At 61.1% G+C, this 15,074-nt stretch carries 14 protein-coding genes; 8 read left to right on the forward strand and 6 right to left on the reverse strand.

All coding sequences use genetic code 11. The features are described from left to right. The first annotated feature begins 83 nt into the window (after nucleotides 1-83). A complete protein-coding gene (locus tag LDL28_RS01505) occupies nucleotides 84-1,325 on the forward strand; it encodes a glycosyltransferase (protein WP_233056887.1) in 1,242 nt (413 codons plus the stop codon). A gap of 42 nt (nucleotides 1,326-1,367) precedes the next feature. Beyond that, complete coding sequence (locus LDL28_RS01510; protein ID WP_233056888.1) at nucleotides 1,368-2,849, forward strand: hypothetical protein; 1,482 nt, start codon at nucleotides 1,368-1,370, stop codon at nucleotides 2,847-2,849. Between the two features lie 110 nt (nucleotides 2,850-2,959). Here the strand turns inward: LDL28_RS01510 and LDL28_RS01515 are convergent, their stop codons facing one another. The 4 genes from LDL28_RS01515 to LDL28_RS01530 form a co-directional block, all read right to left on the reverse strand. Beyond that, on the reverse strand, nucleotides 2,960-3,340 hold the full coding sequence (locus LDL28_RS01515) for a multidrug efflux SMR transporter (protein ID WP_233056889.1): 381 nt from the start codon (nucleotides 3,338-3,340) through the stop codon (nucleotides 2,960-2,962). Beyond that, nucleotides 3,337-5,043 (reverse strand): hypothetical protein, encoded by a 1,707-nt coding sequence (locus LDL28_RS01520; protein ID WP_233056890.1) that lies wholly within the window; start codon nucleotides 5,041-5,043, stop codon nucleotides 3,337-3,339. The genes LDL28_RS01515 and LDL28_RS01520 overlap by 4 nt, the downstream gene beginning before the upstream one ends. A 16-nt stretch (nucleotides 5,044-5,059) precedes the next feature. After that, complete coding sequence (locus LDL28_RS01525; RefSeq protein WP_233056891.1) at nucleotides 5,060-6,499, reverse strand: UbiA family prenyltransferase; 1,440 nt, start codon at nucleotides 6,497-6,499, stop codon at nucleotides 5,060-5,062. Between the two features lie 175 nt (nucleotides 6,500-6,674). After that, nucleotides 6,675-8,069, reverse strand: a complete 1,395-nt coding sequence (locus LDL28_RS01530) for a glycosyltransferase family 87 protein (RefSeq protein ID WP_233056892.1) — start codon at nucleotides 8,067-8,069, stop codon at nucleotides 6,675-6,677. A gap of 205 nt (nucleotides 8,070-8,274) precedes the next feature. Here LDL28_RS01530 and LDL28_RS01535 point away from each other — a divergent pair, with 205 nt between their 5' ends. Genes LDL28_RS01535 through LDL28_RS01560 form a run of 6 tightly spaced genes read left to right on the forward strand, consistent with a single transcriptional unit; the run spans nucleotide 8,275 to nucleotide 13,227 of the window. Next, nucleotides 8,275-9,078: an SGNH/GDSL hydrolase family protein gene (locus LDL28_RS01535; RefSeq protein ID WP_233056893.1), complete on the forward strand. Its 804-nt coding sequence runs from the start codon at nucleotides 8,275-8,277 to the stop codon at nucleotides 9,076-9,078. Beyond that, nucleotides 9,075-10,124 carry a glycosyltransferase gene (locus LDL28_RS01540; RefSeq protein ID WP_233056894.1) on the forward strand — a complete coding sequence of 350 codons (1,050 nt, stop codon included), beginning with the start codon at nucleotides 9,075-9,077 and terminating at the stop codon, nucleotides 10,122-10,124. Before LDL28_RS01535 ends, LDL28_RS01540 begins: the two co-directional genes overlap by 4 nt. Next, a complete protein-coding gene (locus tag LDL28_RS01545) occupies nucleotides 10,121-10,987 on the forward strand; it encodes an SGNH/GDSL hydrolase family protein (protein WP_233056895.1) in 867 nt (288 codons plus the stop codon). The genes LDL28_RS01540 and LDL28_RS01545 overlap by 4 nt, the downstream gene beginning before the upstream one ends. Continuing rightward, nucleotides 10,984-11,910, forward strand: coding sequence for a thiamine pyrophosphate-dependent dehydrogenase E1 component subunit alpha (locus LDL28_RS01550; protein WP_233056896.1), 927 nt, complete (start codon nucleotides 10,984-10,986; stop codon nucleotides 11,908-11,910). The genes LDL28_RS01545 and LDL28_RS01550 overlap by 4 nt, the downstream gene beginning before the upstream one ends. After that, nucleotides 11,900-12,889, forward strand: a complete 990-nt coding sequence (locus tag LDL28_RS01555; protein ID WP_233056897.1) for an alpha-ketoacid dehydrogenase subunit beta — start codon at nucleotides 11,900-11,902, stop codon at nucleotides 12,887-12,889. Before LDL28_RS01550 ends, LDL28_RS01555 begins: the two co-directional genes overlap by 11 nt. 32 nt (nucleotides 12,890-12,921) lie before the next feature. Next, a complete protein-coding gene (locus LDL28_RS01560) occupies nucleotides 12,922-13,227 on the forward strand; it encodes a lipoyl domain-containing protein (RefSeq protein ID WP_233056898.1) in 306 nt (101 codons plus the stop codon). A gap of 7 nt (nucleotides 13,228-13,234) precedes the next feature. On the opposite strand, the gene LDL28_RS01565 is transcribed toward LDL28_RS01560, so the two are convergent. Together LDL28_RS01565 and LDL28_RS01570 are read right to left on the reverse strand one after the other, a co-directional pair. Then, entirely contained in the window at nucleotides 13,235-14,617 is a 1,383-nt protein-coding gene (locus tag LDL28_RS01565) for a hypothetical protein (protein ID WP_233056899.1), read from the reverse strand. Beyond that, nucleotides 14,614-14,985: a hypothetical protein gene (locus tag LDL28_RS01570; RefSeq protein ID WP_233056900.1), complete on the reverse strand. Its 372-nt coding sequence runs from the start codon at nucleotides 14,983-14,985 to the stop codon at nucleotides 14,614-14,616. The genes LDL28_RS01565 and LDL28_RS01570 overlap by 4 nt, the downstream gene beginning before the upstream one ends. Nucleotides 14,986-15,074 lie beyond the last annotated feature (89 nt).

Genomic DNA, 15,074 nt, shown 5'->3' on the forward strand with positions numbered 1-15,074 from the left:
TGTGCTTTCAGCCACTATTGAAATATTGATGCCCGAAGACAGGAATAACGTCCAGTCCCTTAATCCGTAAAGCATAGGGGTTCATGCGCGGCCACGAAATGCCGCCGCATAGCGAACCGGAGGGTACGACCATGAATGTTGTCCATCCGTCACGTCCGGCGCATCAGACGATGCGTGTCGCCATCGTTCATGAATGGCTGGAGCATTACGCCGGTTCGGAACGGGTGATCGAGCAGTTGCTCATCATGTACCCGCAGGCGGAGATTTTCGCCATTGTGGATTTCATGCCACAGGCGGAGCGCGCCATGCTGGGGGGGCGGGCGGTCCATACGACCTTTATCCAGAACCTGCCCTTTGCCCGGCGTTATTTCCGCTATTACCTGGGGCTTATGCCCATCGCGGTCGAGCAGTTGGATCTGTCTGGATTCGATCTGGTGATTTCCAGCAATCACGCGGTTGCCAAGGGGGTCATTACGGGGCCGGACCAGGTGCATGTCTGTTACGTGCATTCCCCCATGCGGTATGCGTGGGACATGCAGGCCGCTTACCTGCGGCAGGGCAGGATGGAGCGCGGGATACGCGGGCTGTACGCGCGCTGGCTGCTGCACCGGATGCGTAACTGGGATGTACGCTCATCCGCCGGGGTGGATATGTTCGTGGCCAATTCCAGCTATATCGCGCGCCGGATCATGAAAGTCTACCGGCGGGACGCGACGGTGGTGTCTCCGCCGGTGGATCTGCGCCGGTTCGGGCTCTCGACATCGCCACGGCGGGATTATGTCGTGGTCTCGCGCATGGTGCCCTATAAGCGGATCGACCTGGTGGTCGAGGCTTTCCGCCGCATGCCGGGCCGGACCCTGCATGTGGCGGGCGACGGGCCGGAGCGCGAGCGGATTGCGGCACTGGCCGCAAACGCACCCAACATTACCCTGCACGGCCGTGTCAGCGATGCCGAGGTGCTGAAAATGATGCGCAACGCCCGTGCCTTCGTGTTCGCCGCCGAGGAGGATTTCGGGATTGCAATGGTCGAGGCACAGGCCTGCGGCACGCCGCTGATTGTATTTGGCCGGGGTGGGGCGTGCGATATCGTGCGCGATATGGATGACGCCGGTGGCCCGACCGGCGTTTTTTTTGCCGAGCAGAGCGCGGACGCCATCATCGCCGCCGTCGAGCGGTTCGAGGCCATGCACGCGCTTGTCACGCCACAGGCCTGCTGCGCCAATGCACAGCGTTTTTCGCAGGAATCTTTTCGCCAGTCCATGTTCCACGTCGTGGAGCAGGCCATGCACCGGCTGCGCGCATGCGGGCTGGAGGCGGCGCAATAGGCATGCAGGGAACTGGCGCCGCGTAAACCGGGATGACGCATAATGACGGTTCCAATAGTCGGGATGATTCTGTTTCCGCTCTGCCTGCTGTTGTGGGCGCGTCCTTTCCTGATGCTCCAGATCCTGCTGCTTGTGGGGATACTGCCGGCGGCGGCGGTGCTGATCCTTGGCGGGCTGGGTGTGCAGCCCACCATGGTGCCGGCCCTGGCTTTCATGAGTTTTGTGCTGCTGCAATGGGTTCTGGGTGTCCGCTATCCCGGTGACAGGCCCGTCATGGCCCTGTGTTTTCCCTTCATCATGGTCGTGACATGGACATTACTGGCATCGTTCATCATGCCGCGCCTGTTCATGAATGAGGTCATGGTCTGGCCACAGAAAACCGATGCCGTGGGGGGGCGGGTATTACTTGGCCCCAGTTTTGGCAATATTTCACAGGATATGTACCTGATCATCAATGCCGTCTTTCTGGTCATGGCCGCCCGGTTCCTGACGCGCAGTGATATACGGATTGAAAGGCTGTACAGCACCTTTCTCCTGTCTGGCTGGTGTGTCGTCGCCATCTGTGTCTGGCAGTTCGGGCACCGGGTCGCGGGCGTGCCCTTTGCCGAAAAGTTTTTCTACTCCAATCCCGGCTGGGCGGTGCTTGATACACAGGTGGCGGGGCCTGTGCCACGCATCAACGCCTCTTTCTCGGAACCGGCGGCCTGTGCCTCGTTCCTGAGTGAAATCCTGTTCTCCAGCGTATGGATCGTGCTTCAGGGATATTCCGTGATGTGGGCCAGGTGGCTGATCCCGGCCTCCGCGCTGGCGCTGGCCTGCACGACCTCCACCACCGGCTTTATTACCGTGGGGGCGGAAATATGCCTGTTGCCGGTGGCGGCCATCGCCACGGGCGCGCACCGGGTTCTGGGCAATATCACGCGCCTCATGCTGGTGGGGGCCGCGATTTCAGGGTGCGGCATACTGGTGCTGGTCACCGTCGCGCCGCAGGTCGTGCCGGCGGCGAAGTTCGTGTTCCAGTCCACCACTGAAAAAAAGGACAGCCAGTCCTATCAGGACCGTACGCAGGTGGATCATGATTCCATGTCTTTGGTGGGGGAAACCTACGGGCTTGGGGTGGGGTGGGGCAGTAACCGTGCATCCAGTCTCATGCCCGGGCTGTTATCGACCATCGGGCTGGTTGGCGTGCTTGGCCTGCTTGTCTTTGACTGGAAACTGCTGCGGGCGGCCATGCGGGCGCGCGCTTCCATTCCCCCCGGTCCCGAACGCATGGTGATCGAGGGCGTGATACCGGCAATAGTCGGGCGCCTGATCGCGGCATGCCTTTCCAGCCCGACAGTGGGGTTTCTTGACTTTTACCTGCTGATTGCCATGCTGATCGCGGCCATTGCCCGGGTAAGCCTGCAGCGCGCGACGGTAGCGCCGCAGCCGCAGCTCATGCCACCGGATATGCCTGTGGCCGCGGCGGAGCATTACGCCATGGCCGAACCCGACGCATATATGCGTCGGGAAGGGGTACCTTAAAAAATCAGGCCGGCGGGTTCAGGCCATTATTCCATATTCAGCATATACTCAATCCGGGCCGCACCCGCACGGTGCAAGGAAGGTTCCGGTGAAGCTTTTTCAACAAGCTTCTAAGTGGCGCGCGCCATAAGAATAACGCCGGATACGATTACAACCAGCCCCACGATCCGCATGGGATGGATCTGCTCCCCCAGGAAGGCGATGCCCGCCAGCACAGTCAGCACGATACCCAGCGCCACACAGGGGTAGGCCTGGGAGACATCAATGCGTGCCAGTACCAGAAGCCAGACGATGGCGCTGAGGCCAAACGCCACGAGACCCGCCACGACGGAAGGATTGAGCGCAATGGCGAAGATGATCTGCCGCAGGTCCTCCCGCCCGGACAGGGCATTTTGCACGCGTGGCGCGGACATGCCGGTCTTGAGCAGGATCTGGGCTGATGAAGAAAGTAATACACTGACCAGAACGAGAACGATGGTCCCGAATTTCATGTTTTTATTCCTCTGGATGTCTCAAATACGCATAAACGTCCGAACCGCGCGATTGGCGTGAACGGATCGGATGGAACGCAATGATCGACTACGTAAGCTATGTCATGTTGCGCGGCGTAGCGCAGGCGGGCGGGCAGGTCCTTCAGTCGGGCGACCTCCAGCAGCCTGTCGCGCCATGTCGGGTAATAGGCAGGCGCCCACATCACCGCTGAGCCGGAGGCCCGAATGATCCATGCCTGCCGGTGCGAAAAGTAATTGAATACGACGGCGCCATTGAACAGTTGGTCCTGTTCGGCATCGATCGTGAAACCGGGCCGCGTCCCCCGTGATGTGCCGGGGGGAAGCAGGAACATCGCGTTTTCAGGGGTTTGCGCCCGTGCCCACAGGCCCAGCGCCTGCCAGTCGTTTCGTTGTTCGATGACCCGTCGTTCAGCGGAAAGGACGTGAACCCCATGTACGACGCTGAACAGGACGACGGGCAGCAGCAATGCCGCCGCCACGCCATAACGCAGCCTTATGCCCGGTTCCGGCATCGCCCGGCGCAACAGCAGCACGATAATGATCAGGGGCAGCATCCTGTCACTTGTACAGCCTGACAGGATCAGCGCGGGCGCCCATATGTAACGGTCTGATCCCGTGCGGGAAAATACCCATCGGGTCGCAAGCCCGGCAACCGCCACGGCGGCCAGCAGGTGAACGGTGGTGCCAGAACGCAGCAGGTGCAGGTTAAGCAGCAGGCGCGAATGGGTGACAAAGGGCAGGAAAATTCCCGCAACCCAGACCGTGACCGCCCCCCAGAGTGCTACGGCAAGAAAGGATCCGGTTACCGACAACGCCGAAGACGCAGCCAGACCGCAGCAGAATACAACCAGGAAAGACCAGATATCTGACGAAGGTATCGTCCATATCAGGAAATGATACGGAAAAAACTCCTCCAGAAACGTGACGTAGTCAAAGGGGGGAACAGCCGTACTATAGGGATTGATGCGGATATTATGGATCACCGGCACGGCCAGAAGGGCAAAAATGGCCAGCCCTGCCATGGCATGGAGCAATAGCGGGCGTAGTTGCCATTTTCCCTCGCGCCACTGGAACCACATAATGAATGCCATCGGCACCGCCGTCCAGACGGCGATGAACGCGTTGATGAAAAAGGTCACGCCATTCATCGCGAATGCGGCCGCCACGCGCCGTCGCGCCATCCAGGCAAGGGCGAGCAGGGTGGTTCCGTTGGCCAGTTCCGACTGCGTGAAATAATCGATCAGCAGGCCACCGTCACCAGCGCGGGAATATCCACGCAGCAGGGAAGACAGTGATGCCAGCACGACGAACAGGCATTGCGCCCTGATACCGGCAACACCCACCAGCCTGGCCCAGGCCAGCAACCCGGTAAACAGTATTATCCGTGATATGATCTGGCATAATAACAGGACGGTATAGGCGTCCTGCCCATGCGCGTGACCGGCGAACAGCATCCAGAAACCGGATGCGTAAAAACGCAGGCTCTGGATGAACAGGTCATTTGCAAATTGTGGTTCGTCATACAGTCGCGCCAGAATGGGCAGGTGATAATAATTGTTTTCCTGCCCCCCGGCATAACCTGACACGACAATGGAAAACAGGGCGGCGGATATGATCAGTGCGGCCTGTACGCACCAGTCGGGAATACGACGCGCCAACGGATGGGCCATTACCGGCGTCATGACGTGTGGCGTCATCCTAGATCGCCGCAAGGACGACAAGGGTGGAAAACCCCACGGCAATCAGGCTGGTACGATCCCGTAGCGCCCAGATGACCGGGTCATCGTTCATCTGCCGCCGATGCGCCACCATGAGCGCGCGCGCCAGCAGGAACAGAAGGATGGGCGGAAGTATCCATAAAATATAAGGACGCAAATATATTTCCCTGACTGCAGGAGAGGAAATATAAAGACAGAAAACCGTGACCGCGTTTGTGCCGCATGTGGCGGCCAGCGCGGCCAGGATGAAAAGATCATCCTTGCGATAGGCCCGCGAACTTGATTCCGGCAGGTTCCCGTCCAGACGGACCAGCAGTTCGGTATATCGCTTGATCAGCGCGAGAGAGGTGAACACGAACAGGGAAAACGCCAGCAGCCATTCCGACAGCACTATTCCCGTCGCGGTTCCCCCGCCCAGAAGCCGCGCGGTGTATAAAAGCGCAAGCCCCACGACATCACCAAGCATCTTGCGTTTGAGCCAGAAGGAATACCCCGTTGTCAGTGCCACATAACCCGCAAGGGTGAAGGAAAACAGCCATGGCAGAAACAGGCAGGCCATGACGGCGCATAACCCCAGTAACGGAATGGCCGCCAGCGCCGCATGAACCGACAGGGCGCCACTGGCCAGGGGGCGTTTCCTTTTGGAAGGGTGCTGCCGGTCATCGCCCAGATCCGCCAGATCGTTCAGCAGGTATATGGCCGATGCCGCCGCACAGAAAGCCGCAAAAGCCACGCAGCTTTCCACCATTGTATGAATACTGAAATCATGCGCGGCTAGTGCGGGCATGAAAACAAGTACATTCTTGGCATATTGATGTACCCGCAGCGCCCGTCGCCATACTTTCAGCGACTGGCGGGGTTTTTCCATTATATCGACATTGCCGAATGTATTCAGGGTGCGCGACGATCTGGCGTCAAGACCGATCGCGTGGCAACGGTTGGCGTGACGCCAGATTGCCAGGTCGTCACGATGGTTGCCGACATAATCAAAACCCTTGTCGCCAAACCTGTCGATCAGGACCTTCGCCTTGTTGGAGGCGGCAAGGTTGTGGTCCATATTGCTGGCGAACAGCCCGTCGAACCGGCCCAGATGGGCGGAAACGGCCTGGGCGAAACGCTCGTTCGATGCGGTGGCGAGATAGACGGGCCGCCCCTGTGCCTTTGCCTCGTCAATCAGGCGCAGGACGGACTGGTGATAGGGCAGGGTGGCCACATCCACCTGCGCGCGCGATGCCAGCACATCCTTCAGGCAGGCGCGTCCGCGAAAGAGCGAGAGCACGACAAGGGGCAGGCTGGCCGGAGCCCGACCGATGTAACTGAAGAAGGATTCTATCAGAAGATCCGTTGCAATCAGGGTGCCGTCCAGATCAACGACAAGAGGATATGAGGGCTTTTCACCCGACAATGCTGCCAGTGCCATTTTCGCCTCAATACAGGTTGCTTTCAACGCAAGTATCGGAACCGTGGTAATGGCGCATGTCTTTGCCGCATGGGAACCGGGCCAGGCTGATAAAAGCGCCTGCCGTTGAACGGAGCAGTCCCCATGCGGTTGCTCTGCACCGTTACATATTTTTTGTCAGGAATAAGGCGATCACTCATCCACGCGCGGGCCACCCCAGATCGCGACGGAGCATGAAGGCCAGAACGGCAACACCCAGCGCCGCGATGAACAGATAGGATTGTACGATATTCAGCGGCGTATCGGCCAGAAAATTAAGCGGCGCCAATGAGTTGGCGCAAAGTGTGAACGTCACGGCCAGTAAACCCCACAGCATCCCGCGCCGCGTGGTTTCCCGACCGTTCCGGAGCAGCGCCATAAACACCAGTGAGAACAGCGGCAGCAGGATGCCATAATGGTGTTCCCATGCGACCGGGGATGCCGCCGTAAAGCACAGGGCTGCAATCATGAACGATGTTATGCCCGCCAGCGGGGTCATGGCCATCCGGGCCACCCACAGCGCGGCTGTAAGCATCGCCAGCGTGAAGAACAGGGTTAATATGTGGACGAAGGCATTGTAGGGCGCGAAATGCTGCGCATCCCATATCAGGTTGGGGCCGTTTCCGATCAGGCGGTTAAGCAGCCCGTTAAGGGACTGGTTGGCGTAAAAGCTTTCGCCATGCTGGCCGATAAAGCCCAGCACATGCAGGTAGCTGACCGGCCATGCCCATCCGTACAATACACCTGAAAGGAAATAGCCCAGGACACAACATATCCCCGCCCCGCCGATAAAAGCCAGATCACGCCGTACCGCGCCCCACAGGAGGAAAAGCGCCATCTGCGGTTTTACCAGCGCGGACAGCCCGATCAGGATACCCGCCCATCTCGACTGACCGCGTGCAAGGAAATAGCAGGCGAAAACAAACAGCGCGTCCAGAAAGATCTGGATCTGGCCCAGATAGACCGCGCGCATGAGTGGATAGAAACATAGCGTGCCCAGTGCCGCACAGGCCATGAGCCACAGGCGGCCATCGCGCTGGCCCGGCAGGGTCAGAAGCCGCGCCAGTTGCAGGTCAAGCAGCATCATGCCCGGTGCGATGGATATCCATGCCAGGACTGCAAGGATGTTGAGGAAACGGATATCGGACGTGCCACCCAACGGCAGCCACTGGAGCGCAAGCAGGGATGTCAACGGGTACTGGAACTTGGTTCCCAGCCCGAAAAAGAAGTGTTCGTAGGCATCGCTATCGGGATTGCTCCATAACCAGTCCCGAACCGCGAGCATGGGATTCCATGAATCCGTGCCGCCCAGGCGTTCAATCGCATGTAATGTAACAATATTATTGACGAAATCGGGACTTTCCATAGGAATGTCCGCCCCGCCGCGCGTCATGTACCAATGTAGTGCTGTAATGAACATGCCGATCAGCAGCATGGAAAGCGGAATGAAAATACTGGCCCGGCGCAGATTCTGGACCAGCCGCGTGTCCTGTGGTTGCGCAGGGGCGGCATCCATATGTGCCGATGTGAGTGAATCGACAAAATCCGACATACCCGTTTCTCCTTGCCAGCCAGTCCTGTCCGACAGGCTGAACCCACGGGCGCATCGCAAGTTTCCCTTATAAATATTGCATGGTTCATCAATGCGGCTGTCCGTGTCCGTATATCGTTAAATATTGACGTAACGGTTTTTCGTGCCTGCATCTTTCCCTGTGACACTGCGTTACATGCGCGTAATGGAATAAAATGAGCGACATATGCAGCGGCTGACCCTCTTCGCGAAAGGTAATGTCGATGTTCATGACACACTGCATTCGTGCCGGATCGGCGGTGCATTACGCTGGAACGGTATCAGTGACGTTATCCGTAAAAACTATTCCGGATTGACGGCGCGCGTACGTCACGAAACATGGACACGTTCGGACGCCCTGCTGGCGGCAACCGGATCCGTGCCCGATTCACTGGCCGCGCGCGATGTGCCGTTGGGCAGTTATCCGGCATCCAGCCAGTTCAGCGATGCCATATTCACCACCGCATCCGACGCGGTCATCCTGTCGATCCAGCCCGATGTGACATCCAGCATGTTGCGGCACCGCACGGAAGGTTATTACCTGTACGCTCCCGATATAGCGAACTGGCGTAGCGAGGACAGGGCATGGCTGCGGCAGGATTTTGAAACACTGGGTCTGCTCACGCCGGAACAGTCAATGTCCAATCTGGCCGCCATTGTCGAGCGCCTGCGTGCGGTGAACGACGTGCCGGTACTGGTCTATAACCTGTCCTTTATTATGCCCGGTGACGTCGTTCACTGCCATATGGGGCTGGATGAGACCTATCCGACCCGAATTCGGCGTTTTAATCTCGCACTTGTGGAACTTTCACAAGAAATAGGCATCTCTATTATTGATGTGGATGCTGTTGTCGCGCGCCATGGAACGGACAGGCTCAAACTGGATACCGTTCACCTGACGCCCGAGGGTTATGAACAGGTAACATACGAAACAGCCCGCGTACTCGACGACATTGGCGTATTTGACAGTGTGAGGAACAGGGACCCATGAAAGCAAGTGTCATCATCCGGTCCAGAAACGAGGCCGACCGCCTGCGGCTGACGCTGACATCGCTTGCCTGCCAGAGCGAAGGCGCGCAGGTGGTCGTGGTCAATGACGGCTCCACCGATCACACCATGGACGTGATCGGGGCGGCGGCGGGGGAGCTGGATATTGTCGCCATCCACCATGCCCGCGCGGCCGGGCGCTCCGCCGCCGCGAATGCCGGCGCGGCAGTGGCTGCGGGTGATATCCTGATCTTTCTGGATGGCGATACCCTGGCGGGCCCCGATCTGGTGGCGGAGCATCTGCAATCCCATGTACAGCAGGCGGGCGCGGTCGCGCGGGGGGAAAATTATCACCTGCGCTGCACCCGCCCGTTCCGCGATCCACAGACAGGCACCCCGCAACCGGGGGAAGAGGAACGGGTCGCACGCATGAGCCCCGGCGAACGTGCGCGCGCGGTCGTGACGCGCCAGCAGATCATGACGGATTTCGCCGCGATTGACCGGCGCGCCCAGCCGGGGGTCTATCCCGGTTACGGGCCGCGCAAGCTTTATGAACTGGAAATGGACGCCCTGCGCCACCAGGGGGATTGCGATGTGTTGTGGGCCGCCGCAGCGGGCGCGAACCAGTCGGTGCCCCGGCAGGCTTTTGTGGAATCCGGCGGGTTCCACCCGGATATCTCGATCAACGAACACCGCGAACTCGCGCTGCGGCTGTGTCAGGCCGGGCTTAGAATGGTGCCCTGCGCCGCGCGCAGTTACCACATGATCCATCGCAGCGGCTGGCGGGATCCGCTGGAAGACCAGGATTGGGAGGCCGTTTTCTATCAGGCTCATCCGCGTGTGGATGTGGCGCTGCTTCCCATATTATGGCGCAGCCTCAGTGATACGCACAGCGTGCAGGAGCATGCCCGCATCCTTTCCCTGCCGCAACTATCCGCAATCGCCACGCGTTACCGGACGCTCGATACACCCGATGCCGTGCGTGACGCGTATATGGCGGCAATGAATGTGCCGCCGTCACACATCATGGATGAAGGAGTGCCCCGATGACGCAGCTCCATATTGCCACCTTCACCACCGAAAACGAACTGCCGGCCCTGACCCGCATGCTGGCCCTGCTGGGCGAAAGGCTGGGGGCGGAAGGTGTGACCATGTCGCACCAGGCGGCGGCGGGGCATGACGCCCTGCTTGATATGCCCGAAGGCAGCGTGCGCGTTGTCTCGCTGGCCCATGAGCTGGCGAACGCGCATGTGCCATGGGCGGAAGCGGAACGCATGCTGGAACACAGATGCGCCGCGTTATGCGAGCGCGGCGATCCGGTCGTGATCATGACGGTATTCCGGCATGTGGATCTTCCCGGCGAGGATGATCATACCCGGAGCCACGCGCTGCGCGTGCGTATCCGCCGGCTGAACTTTCTGGCCACCGAACTATCCCGTCGCCATGGCGTGTTCGTGGCCGACCTGGACCGGATACTGGCCGATACGGGGGGCGTGCCCCTGCGCACGGATTACCGTCTTGGCGGTGATGCGGCGGTGGAGCTTGCTGCGCAGGGTCTGGCGCAGGTGGTCGTCAATAACGCGCTCGACGCCGTCATGCCGTTCGAGGCGCAGGAGCGCGTCATGGCCGCACTTCTGGCCGCGTGCCCGGTCCAGCGGCATGCGGCTGATGTCATGCCACAGGAAGTGATCAGCATGGGGCGCGGACGGCGGCGGCAGATTGTCACCACCATTACCGACACAGTGGATGAAAACCATATGGCCACAATGATCAGGCGCGTGCTCAGGGGCGAGATCCCGCCACGGCAGGCATTTGAAAAACTGGTCAGCGCGGTGCGTAAACGCGGGCTGCGTGACAGTATCGACGCCATCACGTCGGGCATGTTCCGCCTGCTGCGCGCGAGTGCTCCATGACGCCGGTTGAGATGTTGCGCGGCATGATGCTGATCCGCGCGTTCGAGGATGCGCTGGCGCGGCGCCGGGATCATGGCTTCCAGCTCCTTTCCTCGGGTGAGGAAGCGGTGGCGGTGGGGCTGGCCTCGGCGCTGGAGGAAGGAGACCAGCTTCTGACAGGGGGGCGCTCCATCGGCCCGGCGCTGGCGCGCGGCGTCGCACCGGAGCGGCTGATGGCGGAACTGCTGGGCCGCACGGGGGGGATGAACCGGGGGCGCGCGGGGCGTGGCCACCTGTCGGATCCGGCGGCCGGTTTTTTTGGCGCGCATGCCGTGGTGGGTGGGAATATCAGCATCGCCGCCGGGGTCGCGCTGGCGCGGCAGATGGACCATGACAGCGGGATCGTCGCCATCATGTTCGGCGATGGCGCGTGTGGGGAGGGCGCCCTGCATGAGACCCTGAACATGGCGGCGCTATGGAAACTGCCGCTGCTGTTCGTGTGCAACAACAACCAGCTTTCCGTTTCCACCGCGCGCGCGGATGCGCTGGCGGTGGCGCGGCTGTCCGATCTGGGCGCGACATTCGGCATGTGGGCGCGCACGGTTGACGGGCTGGATGTGCGTGCGGTGGCGCAGGCCGCGGCGGAGGCGGTGCTTCATGTCCGCTCCGGTCTGGGGCCTGCGTTTTTGGAATGTGTTTCCATCCGCCTGCGTTCACATTCCACAACGGCGCGCGAAACGCGCAGCCGCGCCGAACTGGCCGAACTGCAGGCGCTGTGTCCCATCCGGCGCTATGTGTCCGTGCTGATGGAACGCGGCGATCTGGACGCAGCGCAACGCGATCACCTGTCGCTTGAGGCCACGATACGCGCGGAAGGCGCGCTGGGCAGTGCCGATGCCTCGCCCTATCCGGATGCACGGGAGGTCATGCTTCATGTTGGATAAACCGGAAGTCAGCACCCAGCGCCTGTTCTTTCGCGAAGCCGTGACCCGGGCGGTGCGGGAGGAAATGACGCGCAACCACCATGTCATGGTCATGGGCCAGGATGTGGGGGCGTTTGGCGGGTCCTATCGTGAATTCGACGGGCTGTACAACCTGTTCGGCCCCGAACGCGTGCGCGATACCCCCGTGGCCGAGGCCGCGAGCATTGGTATCGCGGCTGGCGCGGCGGCGGCGGGATACCGCCCCATTGTCAGCATTACCTACATGGATTTCCTGATGCTGGGGTTCGACGCCCTGATAAATTACGCCGCCAAGCTGCGCTACAAAACGGCGGGACGCCTGACCGCGCCGCTTGTGGTCAAGACCACCGCCGGCGCGCAGGGGCAGGGGGTCGCGCATTCCCAATGTATTGAATCGTGGCTCATGAGCGTGCCGGGGCTGAAAATTGTCGCGCCCTCCACTCCGGCCGATGCGTATGGGCTGATGAAGTCCGCGCTGCGTGATGACGGGCCGGTGGTCTATATCGACCACAAGCGGCTTTTCCCCACGCCGGGCGAGGTCACGCTGGCCGAAGACCTGATCCCGTTCGGGAAGGCGAGCATCCGGCGCGAGGGCACGGACCTGACGCTGGTCACGCATGGCTACATGACGCGCGTGGCGCTACAGGCGGCCCAATCGCTTGAAAGCGAAGGGATATCATGTGAAGTGGTGGACCTGCGCAGTCTCGCGCCGCTGGATATCCATACCGTAACGGCATCCGTCAGCCGTACCGGGCGGCTCCTCACGCTGGAAGAAGGCCAGAGTGTCTGCGGCGTGGGCACGGAAGTCGCCTGCCAGACATTCGAGCGGATCGGCCCCCGGCCCTGGAAACGGCTGGGCGCGTTGCGGGCACCCGTTTCATCAAATCCTGTTCTGGAGGCCGCGTGCATTCCCGACGCCACGCGTGTGGCGGCCATGGCGCGCGCCGTTCTGGAACTGTGAACCTACCTTATCCCTGATATTTGGAGAAAGACATGATCTATCAGTTGTCGGTTCCTGCCGCGGTCCCTGGCGTTGAGGAAATCCGGATTCTGGAATGGCACGGTGAACCCGGCACGGCATTTGAGACCGGCGACCTGATTGTCGAACTGGAAACGCACAAGGCCGTCGTGGAAGTACGCGCCGGCCAGCCGGGCGTCCTGCGCGTGATCGACGCCCAACCGGGGGACTGGCTGGGGATCGGCCTGCGCCTGGCCCTGTTTACCGACACGGCGGACGAGGCCCTGCCCGAAGGCAGGGCGCCCGTTGCGGATATTCCCGTTGATTTCGCGGTGATCTGAACCGCGCCTACCCGGCGGCGCTGGCGGGTGCCCGCGCCGCCGCCCGCGTGGGCCGCAGGTCCGACAGGGCATGCAGGATTTCGTGGCGCAGTTCCATCTGCATGCGACCGCTCTGATGGATCCCATCAGGCAGGTGCAGCCCGCCGCCCAGTTCAGCTCCCAGCGCATCGACATCAATAACGGCAAGGCCGCGCGTTTCGCTTATGTCGTGCAGCATCAGGTTCTGTTCCTTGGCCGCGATGTTCGACAGCGTAGCGCTCATGGGGGCATCGAACGCGGAATAGTTCGATATGTCTTCATAGCCGGATGTGGACATCCGGTTCAGGATCAGGATACGCCCGCCCGTCGTGCGCGCCAGCGTGTCGATCAGCCTTTCATAATCGCGCCGGATGACATCGAGCGTCCGCCGCACGGGTTCGAACGCGCCGGACAGCCATGCCCGGATTGCTGGCCCCGCGCCCGCCAGATGGTGGCGCATGATATGGACATGATAGCCAAGCGTACGATGGCGCAGGATGGATTGTGGTTCCACATTCAGCGACATCAGCACGGCATTGGCGGGCGGCAGCCGGTGCGTTCCCGTATCCGAGAAAATATCGAGCCGGTCCTTCAGGGGGGTATGGCGCAATACCGAAAGCAGCGTGCCCGCGAATATCCAGTCCTCCGCCGTGGGGTGACTGCCGGGGCGGCCGAGGAACTGGCGCAGGTCCTCCGCAATGGCGTTGAACTGCGCTGGCGTGCGTTCGAGCTGTTCCAGCAGGATCGGCGCGCACGGGGCCAGGGGGTGATCGGGCACGAACACGCATTGCGTTGCCGCCCGCGCGGCCTCGAACATGTCAAGGAAGCCGCATTTTTCACCCAGGATCACACCCGTGGCGTCACACACGCCCATGCTCAGTAATGTCATCGGCAGTTCGTTATCCTCGCACCACCATCCCCGGCTGCGGCTGTACCAGCCCGAAAGCAGGCCCGTATGCACATCGGCCAGCCGTGTCATCCGGCGTCCCGCCACGACCATCAGGCGCAGCCGCCCGGCGTCGGGCATGTCGGGCGGGGTGTCCGGTGTGATCCGGGCGGCCACGGTATCGGGATCCCATGCATCGATGGCGCGGGTGTTGAGATAGCCGCCACGCGCCATTTCCGGCTGGATGGCAAGCCGCCCGGCCACGCGCGGGGCGAAGACGACCTGAATGTCCTGCTCCTCGGCGAAGGTGGGGGCGGAACTCAAGCGCGCGCCGCTGGGTTCGAGGCTTATGTTGCAATACCCGATGGGCTGGTTGGCGCGGCAGGGCTGGCCATCTTCCACCAGCCAGCGCACGCCGGAGCGTACGATGTTGTAACTGTCGGCCTTCAGTGGGCCGAAGCGCAGGGGAATGGCGTTCATGTTCATGCCAGGCATCCTCCGCTCCACATGGCTTCATGGTGGATGATCCCGGCCACGGTGCAGCGCACCTGACGCGCCACCGGTCCATCCAGCGTCTCGTCCGGGTCCGTGCTGAACAGGGCGATCTGTGTGCCCAGTGCATGGTGCTGTCCGGGTGTGGCGTCCATCTGGCGCAGATAGACTGCTTCGCGCAGCACCAGCCGGTAATAGGAAACCGGCGGGCATTCCTGTGCGAAGGCGCTGCTCAGATCCACGCTCAGATCCAGCAGTTTGGCGCCCGCGCGCAGCCTGTCGCCCATGGTGGCGTAAACGCATTCGATCGTTGCGCCCGACATCTGGGGCACGATTTCCGTAAGCCTGAATTCGTACAGCATTGTATTCTCACCTGTATTTATGAAGTGGGTTACAAATACTGGCAACGCGATGTATGCGGGAATGTTGCAGGGCAAAATACAATCAGTAA

Origin of the sequence: Komagataeibacter sp. FNDCR2 (assembly GCF_021295395.1) — a bacterium.
Classification (GTDB): Bacteria; Pseudomonadota; Alphaproteobacteria; order Acetobacterales; family Acetobacteraceae; genus Komagataeibacter.

Excerpts from the sequence above, each read along its gene's own strand:
- LDL28_RS01505 (WP_233056887.1), top strand. The coding sequence starts at position 84 with ATGCGCGGCCACGAAATGCCGCCGCATAGCGAACCGGAGGGTACGACC.
- LDL28_RS01510 (WP_233056888.1), top strand. The coding sequence starts at position 1,368 with ATGACGGTTCCAATAGTCGGGATGATTCTGTTTCCGCTCTGCCTGCTG.
- LDL28_RS01515 (WP_233056889.1), bottom strand. The coding sequence starts at position 3,340 with ATGAAATTCGGGACCATCGTTCTCGTTCTGGTCAGTGTATTACTTTCT.
- LDL28_RS01520 (WP_233056890.1), bottom strand. The coding sequence starts at position 5,043 with ATGACGCCGGTAATGGCCCATCCGTTGGCGCGTCGTATTCCCGACTGG.
- LDL28_RS01525 (WP_233056891.1), bottom strand. The coding sequence starts at position 6,499 with ATGGCACTGGCAGCATTGTCGGGTGAAAAGCCCTCATATCCTCTTGTC.
- LDL28_RS01530 (WP_233056892.1), bottom strand. The coding sequence starts at position 8,069 with ATGTCGGATTTTGTCGATTCACTCACATCGGCACATATGGATGCCGCC.
- LDL28_RS01535 (WP_233056893.1), top strand. The coding sequence starts at position 8,275 with ATGCAGCGGCTGACCCTCTTCGCGAAAGGTAATGTCGATGTTCATGAC.
- LDL28_RS01540 (WP_233056894.1), top strand. The coding sequence starts at position 9,075 with ATGAAAGCAAGTGTCATCATCCGGTCCAGAAACGAGGCCGACCGCCTG.
- LDL28_RS01545 (WP_233056895.1), top strand. The coding sequence starts at position 10,121 with ATGACGCAGCTCCATATTGCCACCTTCACCACCGAAAACGAACTGCCG.
- LDL28_RS01550 (WP_233056896.1), top strand. The coding sequence starts at position 10,984 with ATGACGCCGGTTGAGATGTTGCGCGGCATGATGCTGATCCGCGCGTTC.
- LDL28_RS01555 (WP_233056897.1), top strand. The coding sequence starts at position 11,900 with ATGTTGGATAAACCGGAAGTCAGCACCCAGCGCCTGTTCTTTCGCGAA.
- LDL28_RS01560 (WP_233056898.1), top strand. The coding sequence starts at position 12,922 with ATGATCTATCAGTTGTCGGTTCCTGCCGCGGTCCCTGGCGTTGAGGAA.
- LDL28_RS01565 (WP_233056899.1), bottom strand. The coding sequence starts at position 14,617 with ATGAACATGAACGCCATTCCCCTGCGCTTCGGCCCACTGAAGGCCGAC.
- LDL28_RS01570 (WP_233056900.1), bottom strand. The coding sequence starts at position 14,985 with ATGCTGTACGAATTCAGGCTTACGGAAATCGTGCCCCAGATGTCGGGC.